Origin of the sequence: Agarivorans gilvus (assembly GCF_001420915.1) — a bacterium.
Classification (GTDB): domain Bacteria; phylum Pseudomonadota; class Gammaproteobacteria; order Enterobacterales; family Celerinatantimonadaceae; genus Agarivorans; species Agarivorans gilvus.
Genome location: NZ_CP013021.1, coordinates 3,954,648 through 3,967,491, shown reverse-complemented (window position 1 = coordinate 3,967,491; position 12,844 = coordinate 3,954,648). Strand labels below are relative to the sequence as shown.

The 12,844-nt window shown below is 45.2% G+C and carries 11 protein-coding genes, 1 tRNA gene and 1 pseudogene; 4 read left to right on the top strand and 9 right to left on the bottom strand.

Translation table 11 applies throughout. From position 1 onward, the window contains the following. Positions 1 to 28 precede the first annotated feature (28 nt). Positions 29 to 502: an Lrp/AsnC family transcriptional regulator gene (locus tag AR383_RS18875; RefSeq protein ID WP_055734532.1), complete on the bottom strand. Its 474-nt coding sequence runs from the start codon at positions 500 to 502 to the stop codon at positions 29 to 31. Positions 503 to 930: 428 nt separating this feature from the next. Here AR383_RS18875 and AR383_RS18870 point away from each other — a divergent pair. Both AR383_RS18870 and AR383_RS18865 read left to right on the top strand, forming a co-directional pair. Beyond that, a tRNA-Phe gene (locus tag AR383_RS18870) sits at positions 931 to 1,006 on the top strand. Positions 1,007 to 1,174: 168 nt separating this feature from the next. Next, complete coding sequence (locus AR383_RS18865; RefSeq protein WP_055734531.1) at positions 1,175 to 1,651, top strand: PaaI family thioesterase; 477 nt, start codon at positions 1,175 to 1,177, stop codon at positions 1,649 to 1,651. A gap of 43 nt (positions 1,652 to 1,694) precedes the next feature. On the opposite strand, the gene AR383_RS18860 is transcribed toward AR383_RS18865, so the two are convergent. Beyond that, complete coding sequence (locus AR383_RS18860; RefSeq protein WP_055734530.1) at positions 1,695 to 3,173, bottom strand: phospholipase D-like domain-containing protein; 1,479 nt, start codon at positions 3,171 to 3,173, stop codon at positions 1,695 to 1,697. A 141-nt stretch (positions 3,174 to 3,314) separates the two neighbouring features. After that, positions 3,315 to 4,961, bottom strand: a complete 1,647-nt coding sequence (locus AR383_RS18855) for a hypothetical protein (RefSeq protein ID WP_083481689.1) — start codon at positions 4,959 to 4,961, stop codon at positions 3,315 to 3,317. Between the two features lie 613 nt (positions 4,962 to 5,574). Between AR383_RS18855 and acuI the strand changes: the two genes are divergently transcribed. Further along, complete coding sequence (gene acuI / locus AR383_RS18850; protein WP_055735097.1) at positions 5,575 to 6,555, top strand: acrylyl-CoA reductase (NADPH); 981 nt, start codon at positions 5,575 to 5,577, stop codon at positions 6,553 to 6,555. Positions 6,556 to 6,692: 137 nt separating this feature from the next. On the opposite strand, the pseudogene AR383_RS18845 reads toward acuI, so the two are convergent. The 6 genes and pseudogenes from AR383_RS18845 to AR383_RS18820 form a co-directional block, all read right to left on the bottom strand. Then, positions 6,693 to 7,645: pseudogene (locus tag AR383_RS18845) on the bottom strand (LysR family transcriptional regulator). Positions 7,646 to 7,726: 81 nt separating this feature from the next. Further along, positions 7,727 to 8,029 carry a hypothetical protein gene (locus AR383_RS18840; RefSeq protein ID WP_157051794.1) on the bottom strand — a complete coding sequence of 101 codons (303 nt, stop codon included), beginning with the start codon at positions 8,027 to 8,029 and terminating at the stop codon, positions 7,727 to 7,729. After that, positions 8,023 to 9,276 carry an FUSC family protein gene (locus AR383_RS18835; protein WP_055734528.1) on the bottom strand — a complete coding sequence of 418 codons (1,254 nt, stop codon included), beginning with the start codon at positions 9,274 to 9,276 and terminating at the stop codon, positions 8,023 to 8,025. The genes AR383_RS18840 and AR383_RS18835 overlap by 7 nt, the downstream gene beginning before the upstream one ends. Before the next feature lie 20 nt (positions 9,277 to 9,296). Continuing rightward, a complete protein-coding gene (locus AR383_RS18830; RefSeq protein ID WP_055734527.1) occupies positions 9,297 to 10,157 on the bottom strand; it encodes an HlyD family secretion protein in 861 nt (286 codons plus the stop codon). 15 nt (positions 10,158 to 10,172) lie between these two features. Next, the gene (locus tag AR383_RS18825) at positions 10,173 to 10,388 is read right to left on the bottom strand and encodes a DUF1656 domain-containing protein (RefSeq protein ID WP_055734526.1); all 216 of its coding nucleotides are present in this window, start codon (positions 10,386 to 10,388) and stop codon (positions 10,173 to 10,175) included. A gap of 15 nt (positions 10,389 to 10,403) precedes the next feature. Then, complete coding sequence (locus AR383_RS18820) at positions 10,404 to 11,816, bottom strand: serine hydrolase domain-containing protein (protein WP_055734525.1); 1,413 nt, start codon at positions 11,814 to 11,816, stop codon at positions 10,404 to 10,406. A gap of 96 nt (positions 11,817 to 11,912) precedes the next feature. Here AR383_RS18820 and AR383_RS18815 point away from each other — a divergent pair, with 96 nt between their 5' ends. Next, entirely contained in the window at positions 11,913 to 12,824 is a 912-nt protein-coding gene (locus tag AR383_RS18815; protein ID WP_055734524.1) for a LysR family transcriptional regulator, read from the top strand. Positions 12,825 to 12,844 lie beyond the last annotated feature (20 nt).

The following is a 12,844-nucleotide window of genomic DNA, read 5'->3' as shown; positions in this document are numbered from 1 at the left end:
CCTTAGATAAAAGCGCCACACGGCGCTTTTATTTTATGTGAGATAAGGGCAAGGCTGTATGACTAAACACCTGTTGTAATACGAAGCTAGAACGCACTCCAGTTACCCCCTCAATACGAGTTAACTTACCCAACAAGAAAGCCTGATAGTGCTCCATATCTCTGACCACCACTTTTAATTGATAGTCCGCATCGGTGCCGGTCACCAACATACACTCCATCACTTCTTCATAAGCGCTAATAATTTTCTGAAAATTGTTAAAGCGCTCCGGCGTATGTCGGTCCATAGAAATATGAATATACGCGGTGAGATTAAGATTGAGCTTTTTTTCATTGAGCAAGGTAACGTGTTTAGCGATTAAGCCCGCCTCTTCCAAGGCCTTCACCCGTCTTGAGCAAGGCGAAGGCGACAAACCGACCAATTCGGCTAACTCAAGGTTGCTAATGCGGCCATTACGCTGCATTAGATCTAAGATTTTTTTATCGGTACGATCGAGCTGCATCTTCTTATTCGCTCCATTTACTTAAGCTAGGGTTATTATCACCCTTTTTTAGCAAAAATATAAATAGTTATTGCTATAAAAGCTTAATAAAAAGCAACATAAGCAAACACTCACCCCTAGCCAAACCGTATACTGTTTACAGTGAAAAAATACTTGGGAACAGCAGCAAATTTACCGATTTGTGCGCCGCCAACAAATTTACCCAATTTGTCAGCACCCACTCGCTACGCCACCCATCCGGTGTCCACTAGCAGCCATCGCAATAAGCACTTGCGACAGTATCTAAACTAACAAAGGTGGCTTATGCCACCTTTTTGTTTATTCTTTTAGCAGTTCTTGTATAGCCTTTAAGCAAACGCTATTTATTTCATTTTTTTTACCAATTTCGGTTGACTTAAACCGGTAAAATTCGTTTAATAGCGCCCGTCGCCCGGATAGCTCAGTCGGTAGAGCAGAGGATTGAAAATCCTCGTGTCGGTGGTTCGATTCCGCCTCCGGGCACCACCATTCAAAAAGCCTGCATTTATGCAGGCTTTTGTCGTTTTAAGCCCCTGCATTTTCACTTCCCTGCCTAACCAAGCAAACTCCCGCTTATTGTACTAACAAAGACAAATGTTGACTTTTTGTTAAAAACACCTTTTACTGGTACGACCTCTTAAGCAAGGACCTATTATGTTACCCAGTGTTCGTAAAGCTAATCTCACCCTGAAGTTATTTGGCATCTTTAAAGTCCCACTAATTTGGTACTGTCGGCCTAAGATCCTCGAGATGGACGAACAACAGGTGGTGGTGAAAATCCCCTTAAAACGCCGCACCAAGAATCATCTTAATAGCATGTATTTTGGTAGCCTTGCGGTAGGGGCTGATGTGGCTGGCGGTTTCTTAGCTATCGCCAAGGCCGAACAAGTGGGTAAGCGCGTATCGCTGGCCTTTAAAGCCGTTGAAGCGCAGTTTTTGAAACGCCCGGAAGCCGATGTATTATTTACCTGCCGAGACGGTAAGCTGATTGACCAAATGCTAGAGCAAACTATTAGCAGCGGTGAGCGGGTAAACCAAGCGGTGACGATTACAGCCACCTGCCCCAGCATTAGTGGTGATGAAGTAGTAGCCCAGTTCTCACTGACCCTGTCACTGAAAGCTCTCAATTAAACTATGCTGCCAATATTCACTATTGGCAGCATCTGGCGATAAACTAGATATCGTATTTAATGCCTAATAGGCGATAGAGCTTCTCACTAAAGCGTTTAAAGCCACCTTGCTCAGGGTTAAGTCGCATTGTTTGCTCGCCCTGTTGCCATACCAGCTGTTGCTGTTCATCTACCTCTACCCGCCAGTAGCGCTGCTGTTGCTCGGCCAACAAGTAGTTCTCTAATTGTTGAGCAAACTCTTTGCTCTCAATCACTAGGCCCAGTTCCATGTTGAGAAACTTAGAACGGGGGTCAAAATTAGATGAGCCCACATAACTTATCGCCTGATCAACAATAAAAGCCTTGTTGTGATAGTGAGTAGTCACTTGAGTAAAGTAGTCCTGATGCTTGGCATCGTGAGTATATTCCAATAATTGCCCTGCAAGCTGCGCCAACTCTGCGCGATGCTTCGAGTAATAAGCACTCACAAAGGGCGAGTCATTAGAGGCAGAGGAGTTGGTAATTAAACTCAACTCACCCCCCTGTTCACTCAAAGCTTTAAAACCTGCAAATTCTTCTTCACTGGGTACCAGATAAGGGCTGGAAAATAACACCTTAGAGGCTTTTTCCAAGCGCTGTTCTAACAGCCTTTCTAAACGCGAGGTAAAGTAAGGTTGAGAATCCTGTAACTTATCTAAGGAATCAAATACTGGGCTTACCGTAGCAGCCACATACTGAGGTGCAGTTAGCTGAGCCAGTTGTTGCTCAATATCTTTAGCCTTATCTGGGCGCTGAACCTGCAGCTCGGCGTAATCAGCTAAAAAGCCGGCTTGCTGTGGCTGGCTATTGCGCTTAATCACTCGCCACACCGACTTAACATACTCACTGTGCCATAGCATTTTAAAGTTAGCTTCAAACTCGCCAATACTCGGCCCCGTCAACATAATGTCTAAATCGAAGAAGTTAGCCGACTGGCCATAACCCAAATAGTCATCACCAATGTTGCGACCACCAATAATCATCAACTTGCCGTCTACATTAAAGTACTTCTCGTGCAAGCGATGGTTTAAACGCTGCTTATTGGCTTGAAAATTAAAGGCACGGGTAAACCAGCCCAACTTGCGCGCCTCAAATGGGTTGAAAATGCGAATGCGAATATTGTCGTGCTCGGCTAACTCAAGTAACCAATGGTTTTCAAACTCGATTAGGTCATCCAGAATCAGCTGAACTTTCACGCCACGGTTTGCCGCATCTAACAGCTCTTTATAAACCGTTGCGCCCGACAGATCGTGGCCCCAGGTAAAATATTCCAGCTGAATGTAATCTTGCGCCTGACGAATCGCTTGAATGCGTCGCGCTAAGGCTTCCGGTGCAGTGTTAATGAGGTACACCTGCGCGGGCAATAGCTGAGACTGCCAGCTATGCTCAAAATCCCTTGGGCGAGGCGGCGGAGCAGAAGAACAAGCGATACTAGCAAGGGCTAATAACACCACGCTGAGTGTTTTAAAACCTTGAACACTGCGAGATAACAAAAGGTGAATCATAATAAAAAACCTAAATCAGCCAAGCAGCTTTACCCGAGCAGCATTAACACCAGCTTGAGTAATAAAACAGCTAAAGGAAACAATCAGAAATGCGCGTACTGCACTTTTAAGGTTTGCAGTACGCTCAATGTTAGGGTGTACTTAGAAGCGATAACTAAAGTTAAGGGTGGCAGCGGTGCGGTCTTCACCGGCACTGAGGATCCCCGTTAGGCTATAGTTTTTACCAAATTGTTTATTGAAACCAATTAGATAAGCCCACTGTTCCACTTTAACGCCCACGTTGTAGTCCATTGCGACGTCACCAAACACTACCGTGCCTTCCATGGTGTCGCCAAGCCCTTGGTACTCTGCGCCAACAAACAACTGCGCACGATATTCCGGCATTTGGTAACCCAACATCGGTTGAACCGTAACTAGGCTGCCCCCTTCTCCATCACTCCCCTCTAACTTAGTCACGGTATAAGTACCGGTTAACGAGGCGAAGAACTTGCGGTAACCCACCGATAGCGTAGTACCAACGCCATACACATCGTAACGAAGGTGCAAAGGAACGTGTAAGTCAAACTCCGGAACTTCAATTTTATCGCCCAAACACTTGTCACCAATCACCACACCAAGACATTGGTCAATGCCTCTAAAACGCGCATCAATGTCTGCATTTACGTCCACCTTGCCGATCAGGCCATAAACATTCCAAAAAGGAAGAATGTATACGTCACCACGAACACTAAAGCTCTCAGCGTTCACCTGGGCATGTGACTCTTCAGCATCAAAGAACTTACCCATGAATTCAGGCGATAAACCAAATACACTGAAGCTTGAAAAATCTACATCCATATCTTGGTTACGGTATGCCATAGAAATACCGTAAGGCAGCGGCGTATCAATACCTTTGCGTTTTACTGCGTCACCCAAAATAGGAAATACTCGATGTAGTTTTACCTCTTTCTCTTCAATACGTGGGTCACTTAATTGCTCGTATAAAGCCTCTTGTTTAACCACCACACCTAAGTCATCGTGGTAAAAAGCCACCGGAGTTACGCGAATGTCCATCTCACAGGGTTTACCTTTACATTCACCAGTGGCGTTGGTTTGCTTAGATAGAATAACGTATTCACCGTTGTCTAATTGATCAAACTCAATCTCTTGGCGGTACTCAAGTACCTTACCGTAATGGTGTTTAAACGACTTGTTATTGCTAATTACCATGGTCTTTACCTGGGCCTGCTCGACAATAAGCTCAACCTGCAAAAAGCGGAAATAGGCAATATCTTGTGGTAGTGCGTACTTTGAATAATTAAAGCTCACCACATCTTGCCCCTTATCATTACGGCTCAACTTAACCGATTTAGGGTTATAAATGGCAGCGTGCTGGCGTAACTTGTACTCAGTCAAAGCCAGCTTTTCTAAGTCTTCAAGCACTTTACGACGACCATCTAATTGGTTTGGATTGTACTTAATCTTCATCTTAATATTGCCCTTGGTATCCTCGCTGGTAACCAAAAACAAATTAGACTGTTTCACCTTATCGCCAACGGTAAAGGTTTTATCCATATGCTCGATAAAATTAGATGATTGACCAAGGTCGCTTAAAGCCAAGGCTGGTAGGTGCTTAGGAATATTTAATTCTTTAAACACATCGCGTTTACTATCTATAACTGTAACTTCCGTCACCTCGCTAGTATTCGCGGCAACAGCATCAGCCAAAGCGGGAGTCGTTGCCAATAAGGCGATGTATAAACACTGTTTCACGGTTTTTGTTACAGAAAAAATACTCGTCTTTTTCATGATATCTCTACTATTGTCTGAAGTTTAAATTCATACCAGCAAGGTGCTGCTGTGTTATGGCAGGCATAGTAAGAGAAGCTTTAAAATATATTTAATCGCCTTTGATGGATCCAATCATCGGCACTAGAACAAAGCCGAGCACAAAAGTTTAATCAACTGATTTTTAAATAAAATAAACATAGAGAACGATGCAAATGAGCGAGCTAAGCGACATCTCTTAGCCGCAAGCAATGGTCATACAAGGCCAGATTACGGCAAAGGAAGGGTTAAAGCATTCAAATATAGTAAATTTGAATGCCTTAACCAATCTAAAGACTTAAGCAAAAAATCATTAAATCCAGTTGCTGAAAAAAAATACACAATGAGCAGAAAAAAGTTTTACTTGGCCTTGGCTTGGTTAATCAACAGTAAGCAACAGCCAAGCCCGTCCTCAAATTAACTGCCGAGAAATCCCCGTGAAATAAAGCTGCTACACACCCACACACACTAGAAGATGAAGCTCTAATAATTATGACTATTATGCATAATAAAAATGATTATGTTTCATTTTTGTCATAGCTATATCGACGCTAAACTGAGCTTAATTATCATGCGCCTAATTTTGGAGAAGCAAATGTTTGCAGCCTTAGTACTTAAGCAAGTAGAGAAAAAAACCTTAGCTAGCATCGAACAACTTGATGAGTCCCAACTACCTGAAGGTGAGGTGCTAGTTGCGGTGGATTACTCATCACTCAACTATAAAGATGGTTTGGCGATTACTGGCAAAGGCAAAATCGTTCGGCATTTTCCCATGGTACCGGGCATCGATTTAGCCGGTAGTGTACTGGCCTCAGATGACGCCCGTTATCAACCCGGCGACGCCGTTGTATTAACGGGCTGGGGAGTTGGCGAAAACCATTGGGGCGGCATGGCACAAAAAGCCAAACTTAAGGCAGATTGGCTAGTCCCCCTTCCCCAAGGTTTAAGCGCCAAAAAAGCCATGATGGTAGGCACCGCAGGCTTTACAGCCATGCTGTGTGTACAAGCCCTCATTGATGCCGAAATTAAGCCCGAACACGGCACAATTCTAGTGACTGGCGCAAGCGGCGGTGTTGGCTCGGTGGCGGTGAGCTTATTAGCACAACTGGGCTACTCAGTGGCGGCGGTAACCGGTCGTGTCCAACAAAATGGTCCCTTACTGGAAAAACTAGGAGCAAGCCAAATCATCGATCGTAGTGAATTTGAACAAGCCGCTCGCCCTTTAGAAAAACAATTATGGGCCGGTGCGATTGATACCGTTGGCAGTAAAATCTTAGCCAAAGTGCTTGCTCAAATGGACTATAACAGCGCAGTCGCCGCCTGTGGCCTTGTAGGAGGCTTTGATCTACCCACCACTGTTATGCCGTTTATTTTACGAAATGTACGCTTACAAGGGATTGATTCGGTTAACTGCCCTAGCGCTAAACGCATTGCCGCATGGGAGCAACTAGCCAAGCTATTACCTGCGAGCTATTTCGAACAAGCCTGTACTGAAATCAGCTTAAGCCAAGCGCCTAAATATGCAGAGAATATTACCAACGGTCAAACAACTGGCCGAGTCGTCATCAAGCTATAATATTCCCTTAAGGGTAAAATAAGCCTGTAACACAAAGTCTATAAAGCTTGACCGACGGTCAAGCTGGCAACCAGCCGAGTCGTCATCAAGCTATAAATAAGCCTGCTTCTTTGGTTGCATAAGATAACAAGGCCCGTTCAGGGCCTTACATTATCTAACCCCATATCTTCCACCCGCTTGGCGATTAACTTGCCACATTCTTCCTTAACAATACTTCTTAACCATTGTTGAGCTGGCGAATGCTCGCAACGCGGATGCCAAATCATTGAATAATCAAAGGGAGTAAACTGGAAGGGTAAAGCTTTTACCACCAAATCGTAGCGTTCAGACACCAAGTAAGCTAAATCTGCCGGTACCGTAATAATCAGCGGCATGCTATCAACAATCGCTAAAGCCGCCTCTAAGTGATAAGCCCTTAATACCATGCGCCGTTTCGGTTTATCGGCTAAGGCCTGTTCAAGCAAAGACTTTACCCCATCGCTAATCGCTATCATGGCGTGAGGAAACCGCAAATAATCATCTAAACACAGTGGCTGGTTAGCCAAGGGATGCAGCTTAGACAACAGACACAATACCCCACCCTACCCAAAACTTGCTGCTGCAGAGCTTCCAGCGCCTCAACGGGGCGACAAATGGCCAAATCGGCTCTGCCGTAGGTGAGTTGTTCCTTTAAATGCGCATTTTGCAGCGGCAAAAATTCAAACGCGACATTAGGCGCTTCCTGATAAATACGCGGTAAGGCAAAAGGCAAGATGGTTTGCATGGCGTAATCGGTGGTGGCGATTGCAAAGGTTTGCTCGCAGGACTTAGGATCAAAATCACTGGGAGACAGCAGCTGCCGAAGGGATTCAAGAGGCTCACCTAAAGCCCTATTCATGGCTAAGGCTTTTTCGGTGGGAATAAGCTGCTGCCCTTGGCGGGTAAACAGAGGGTCGGCTAATAAGTCACGTAAGCGCCCCAGCACTCGGCTCATCGCCGACTGGCTCAAGTTTAAGCGCTCCGCAGCACGACTCACACTGCGTTCTTCAACCAAAATACGCAGAGCCACCAGCAAGTTTAAATCCCGGCGATAAATATCTTCAACTTCCATGCGCTATCTTAAGTGGCTGAATAATATTGCTAGTGTAACCAATAATTTGGCAAAGCACCTGTGTTAACTCAGGCTGCCGCCCTAAGCCTGCTGGCTCTTTAGCGGCAACAATTGCTCGATAAACATCACCGAGAAACGAAGCGTCATTAAACTAATCAATATTAATAACACCATGGTAAATGGCGAGTTCATATCATAGTGTGGCGTAGCACTCATTGCCCCCATAGTCAGCGATAGCAACATCTGAGTGCCAATCATCTGATAGGCCTTAAGCTCAGGCGCGGAGCAACCACGCCAAATCACCAAGGTATTAATGAAGTAAAAAGCGGCCAACTGCCATATTTCACTCAGGGTGGGCAATAACAGGACAAACTGTGTTAGCACCAAAGTGGCCGATATGATAAATCCCAAAAGATCGGTTTAAGCGCCTCACTGGGATAAATCCCTAAATTAAACGAAAATGACGCCGACAGCATGGGAAATATAAATGAGCCAGGCAAGGGAATGAAGATCCACAAAGCAAAGCCAACACCGATCGAAAACACCACTTTATATACTAACAGCATTCTTCGCTCAACATCATTTGCCAAGCGTTTTAACCAAGGCTGAGTTTTTTCGCCTATATCACCATTGTGACGCCAGCGTCGCCGATAAGCTTCGCGTATTCTTTGCAATGCTTCTGCCGCATAGCTATCAGCCGCTAGCAATTGCTGAGCAAAATCACTGCTTGCTTGATCAGTTAAGCTTAAGGCCTCATCCACCTTATCCAATACACTCACATCTAGCTTGTCAACAGCCAACAATAGACGCTCTAAACGGCCAATAAACCTTTGTAAAACAACCACTAAAACGGGTACTTCTTGGCTGGGAATTTGTCCACGATTGGCCATAGTGATGGCTTGATTAAGCTGTAATAAGCTAAGCTCTAAGCGCTCGATAAAGTGCTGCCAGTGTGCCTGTTGATAACGTAACAAATAGCTATCACTCAAGGGTAAAGACAACAACTCTTTCAAGCTAGCTAACGCGGCTAAATCTAGCTCTTGTATCGCTTCTGCTGGCTCACCAGCTAAATCAGATGACTTAGTTAAATGCTGCTCTAACAACTTAGCTTGTTGCTTAGCCTCTGCCAGCAACTTAGCTAAACCGTTAAAAAACACCTGCTCGGTACGCACCGGCCAAATAAACGTAAATACCGCAGAAAAACAGAAAACACCTAATAGGGTTTCCTGAATCCGTAAGATGGCATAGTTAAACGAAAGATCACCATTAAAGCCGCTAGAAAAACAAATAATCGAAGTCACGGTAAAGATGGTGCGGAACAGATAACCGTTATATTGGTCGTCGGCCAAATAACACATAGTGGCGGCAAACAACAAATAACAAGCAATAAAAGCAATATGCGCCTGCGAGAACAACTGCAAGGCAACAAAGGCCAGAATAATGCCGAAAAATGTCCCCAGCACCCGATGACGCCCTTTACGAATAGAGTGACCATAGGTTTCGTTATTGGCCATTATGATTACCGTAAGGGCTGACCAGTACACCTTGTCCCAACCCAAGGCCAACGCGCTAACAATCGCCAAGGTTAAGGACAATGCGACTTTAATGGCTTGTTTATTTGCTGTACTCATTGCATTTTTACTCAGCAGCGCTAAACGCCTTTAATGATAATGGAAGCAGAAGTGCCAACGCGTAATTGAACATCATCAGGCAATTGACTGACTTTAATTTTTACCGGTAAACGTTGCGCCAAGCGAACCCACTGAAAGGTAGGGTTTACGTTAGGTAACATATAACTGCCGGTACTACCGTCTTGCTGGGCAATACCATAACCAATGCTTTCCACTACGCCACTAAATGGGCTGTGAGTGTAGCTCATTAGGGTAATTTGCGCGTCATCGCCCATGGCGATTTGCTCGATGTCGGTCTCTTTAAAAAAGCCCTCAATCCAAAAACTATTTTCATCAATCAGCGCTACAATCGGCTGGTTAGCCACCACTTGGGCGCCTAAGGCCAAATGCAGATTAGTAATGTAACCATCGGTACTGGCGTACACTTTAGTAAAACCAAGATTAAGCTCGGCGTCATTTACCGCAGCTTGGGCGGCTTTAACATTAGCAGTAGCCGACTCTACGGCATTGTCGAGGTTATTTAAGCTTAGGGTAGATAAACTCCCCGGCGTTCTTTGCTCTAAAGCACGGCCTCGATGTTGCTCGTTTTGGCTGCGCTCTAAAGCGGCTTGTGCTTGAGCAAAGTTAGCCTTGGCTTTATCCAGCGCCACTTGATACACCCGAGGGTCAATTTCAAATAACAAGTCACCTTGTTTCACTCGCGTATTGTCGGTGACATGCAGCGCCACCAAAGGACCGGTCACTCGTGAAGTCACCTCCACAATATGCGCCCGCACGTAACCGTCGCGCGTCCAAGGGTTTTCAATATAATGTTGAAACTTAACGGCTACTAAAACCAAGGTTGCCGCAACGATCAATAAAGTAACTAATTTGGCTTTCATTTCAGTAACCTACAATTAACTGGGTATAACAAAAAAACTTAGCAATACACTAAATATGGTGGTGAAACACAGCTCAACTAAGGCTGGCAATACAATGTAACGCTGCAAGTTGAGGCGGGCTAAAGTCAGCATGCTAAAGCGAGCCAATAAGTAACCAAGGCAAACCACCATCAATAAAGGGGGCAAATAAACTTCCCCCAAGGCCAACTCTTTAGGAATAAAACTCGACATGATTAGTCTCTCTGCTTAAACAAGTGGGCTAATATCTAATTTGCTTCCGGCCAGTTGTTTGGCCGCTTCGCGAAAATAGCCCAGCATTCTGTCTTGTTGCAGCAAAGCCCCCTCTTCACGTGACGAAAAATACACCCCCACAAAATCTCGCGCTGGGTCGATATACATGCCCTGCCCCATTAGGCCGAGCTTATACATGGCACCATCTTCAAAAACCCCATCAAATTGAAAGGCGTTGGTGATGGGCTGCTGGTTAAAAATGTGTTTAGCAAACTGAGCAGGACGCCCTAAAGCAAAAGCCTGCTTAGCGTTCGCTTGGCTGTAGATCAGCGCCAATAAGTCGCTGTTAACTATTTGCTCTGCCGCTGCAACCTGCCAACTTGGGGTGAACTGCAAGGCAAACTTAGCCGCATCTTCTAAAGTGCTAAGAGCTAAATCTTGTGCTACCAAATTGCTTTCAGGTCGCAGCGCAAAATACATGGAACGCGCAGCGTTCAACTTGCCCCATACTCGCTGGGAAAAAATATCTGCCCATGTTTTCTGTTCTAGTTTTTCCGCAATATGCATTAATAGACAGCTAACAATGGAGCTAGAACGATGAATTTGGCCAACGTTTTCATTTGGCAAAGGTTCGGCCTCGGCGATCAATTCGATAAACTGAGACAGACACATCGCCTTACTGCTAGCTTGGGCAAACTTGCTGCGATGGAACTGAGTCACGTAATCGCTCAAGTCTTGGTGTGCATAACAACCGTCTTCAACGTCTAAACCTGTACTCATGTTCAGCGCGTGACGCAGCGATACCCGATCCCAATTGCTGCCCATTAGTCTAGGCAGGTAATAACTGATCGTAGCGTCTAGCTCTATCTTACCTTCAAGGATCAGTTGGCCAATCACCACCGTCACTAAGGTTTGTGACATAGAAAACCAAACGTGCAAATCATGCTCTTGCATACCAGGATAAGCTTGGTAAACCACTTTACCCTGATGCACCATCATCAAGCCTTGCACACGCTGCTCTGGACGAATGATGTAATTTTCCAAGTTAAGCCCAGCTGGCTCATCGGCCAGTAGTAACTGACCTAAGTGATGCTGAATATCTATATCCAACGGACGATGAGGCTGCACCGAGCTACACAAGGCGGTTGGCAAAAATTCGTGTAAACGTAAGTGATAATACAAAGCATGGTCGCCGCCTAAGCGAAAGTGCTCGGGGCTAAACCAGTGATGGGCCTGCTCAGAGAATTCCGCACTAAAACCTTGTTTAGCGAAGGCTACCGGCAACGTAGCCTTGGCTCCTGGCGAAAACGTGTTTAGGTGATCCTCCGAATTGCCGCTATTGTTGCGAGCATTTAAACGCAGACTTGACGACAGCATCGCCGCATTGCTGCGCAAAATAGCTTGTCTAACTTGGTTGGCCAATTTCATTTTTCACCGTAAATCACTAATAAGATGGATGGATTAGCCGCCATCTTAATGCTAGTCTTGCACTAGTCACACTCGTATTTGACGGATCAAACCCTCATGAATTTTAGTTTGGAACAGCTGCATACTTTCGTTGCTGTGTATGAAAATGGCTCCTTTAGTGAAGCTGCTGTAAAACTCGGGAAACATCGCACCACGGTAGGTCAGGTCATCACCAATCTTGAAGATGTGTTAGCGGTAGATTTGTTTGAACGGGTTGGCCGACGGACCATTCCCAGTAAAGAAGCCCAGCTGCTATACCATTACGCTAAACTCACTACCGCGCAGGCCCAAGCCTTCGATAAAATGGCCTTAAGTTTATCTTACGGCGAATTAGAGTCGATAACCTTTGCCTATTGCAGTTTCATGCCCAACGACGTCATCGTAAGAATAAGGTTGGCCTTAGAGAAGCACTTCCCCAGCTTAAAAGTGAACTTTATCATTCGTAACCAGCGTCAAATCAAGCAAGGTATAGATGATGATGAGATCCACTTCGGCTTAGTCAATGTTGACGAACGCACCGCCAGAAACAGCTTTAACTCAACGTTTTTAGCCTATGTGAGCTTTGGTTTATACGCAGCCACTAACCATCCGCTGACTCAACTACGTAAACAGCAAGTTTATGGGGGCTTAAAAACTCACCGCCAGCTGATTCTCAAATCGCACTTAGAAGATGGCCTAGGGAAAAAAATTAGCCTCTCTCCCGACATCGAAGAAGTAGACGACATTGCTTTATTAATCAATCTGGTGCAACAGGGAATGGGTTACGCCTTGCTGCCCCGAATTACCGTTCATGAGCTTAAACAAGTATTACAATTAAGCGAATTACAAAGTGATGAAATCAGAGATCACGTGCGTTTTCCGGTCTCTTTGTGGAGCCCGCATACAAAGGCTGCCTTAGGGATTAAAAAAGTCATTAGTGAGGCGGTGGTAGATTACATTAAAGAAATACGAGCGAAAGATTGGGACTAATAAACGCGCCGCTTATTTCG

Bases quoted from the DNA above. Each gene is read 5' to 3' on its own strand.
- AR383_RS18875 (WP_055734532.1), bottom strand. From the start codon at position 502: ATGCAGCTCGATCGTACCGATAAAAAAATCTTAGATCTAATGCAGCGT.
- AR383_RS18865 (WP_055734531.1), top strand. From the start codon at position 1,175: ATGTTACCCAGTGTTCGTAAAGCTAATCTCACCCTGAAGTTATTTGGC.
- AR383_RS18860 (WP_055734530.1), bottom strand. From the start codon at position 3,173: ATGATTCACCTTTTGTTATCTCGCAGTGTTCAAGGTTTTAAAACACTC.
- AR383_RS18855 (WP_083481689.1), bottom strand. From the start codon at position 4,961: ATGAAAAAGACGAGTATTTTTTCTGTAACAAAAACCGTGAAACAGTGT.
- acuI (WP_055735097.1), top strand. From the start codon at position 5,575: ATGTTTGCAGCCTTAGTACTTAAGCAAGTAGAGAAAAAAACCTTAGCT.
- AR383_RS18835 (WP_055734528.1), bottom strand. From the start codon at position 9,276: ATGAGTACAGCAAATAAACAAGCCATTAAAGTCGCATTGTCCTTAACC.
- AR383_RS18830 (WP_055734527.1), bottom strand. From the start codon at position 10,157: ATGAAAGCCAAATTAGTTACTTTATTGATCGTTGCGGCAACCTTGGTT.
- AR383_RS18825 (WP_055734526.1), bottom strand. From the start codon at position 10,388: ATGTCGAGTTTTATTCCTAAAGAGTTGGCCTTGGGGGAAGTTTATTTG.
- AR383_RS18820 (WP_055734525.1), bottom strand. From the start codon at position 11,816: ATGAAATTGGCCAACCAAGTTAGACAAGCTATTTTGCGCAGCAATGCG.
- AR383_RS18815 (WP_055734524.1), top strand. From the start codon at position 11,913: ATGAATTTTAGTTTGGAACAGCTGCATACTTTCGTTGCTGTGTATGAA.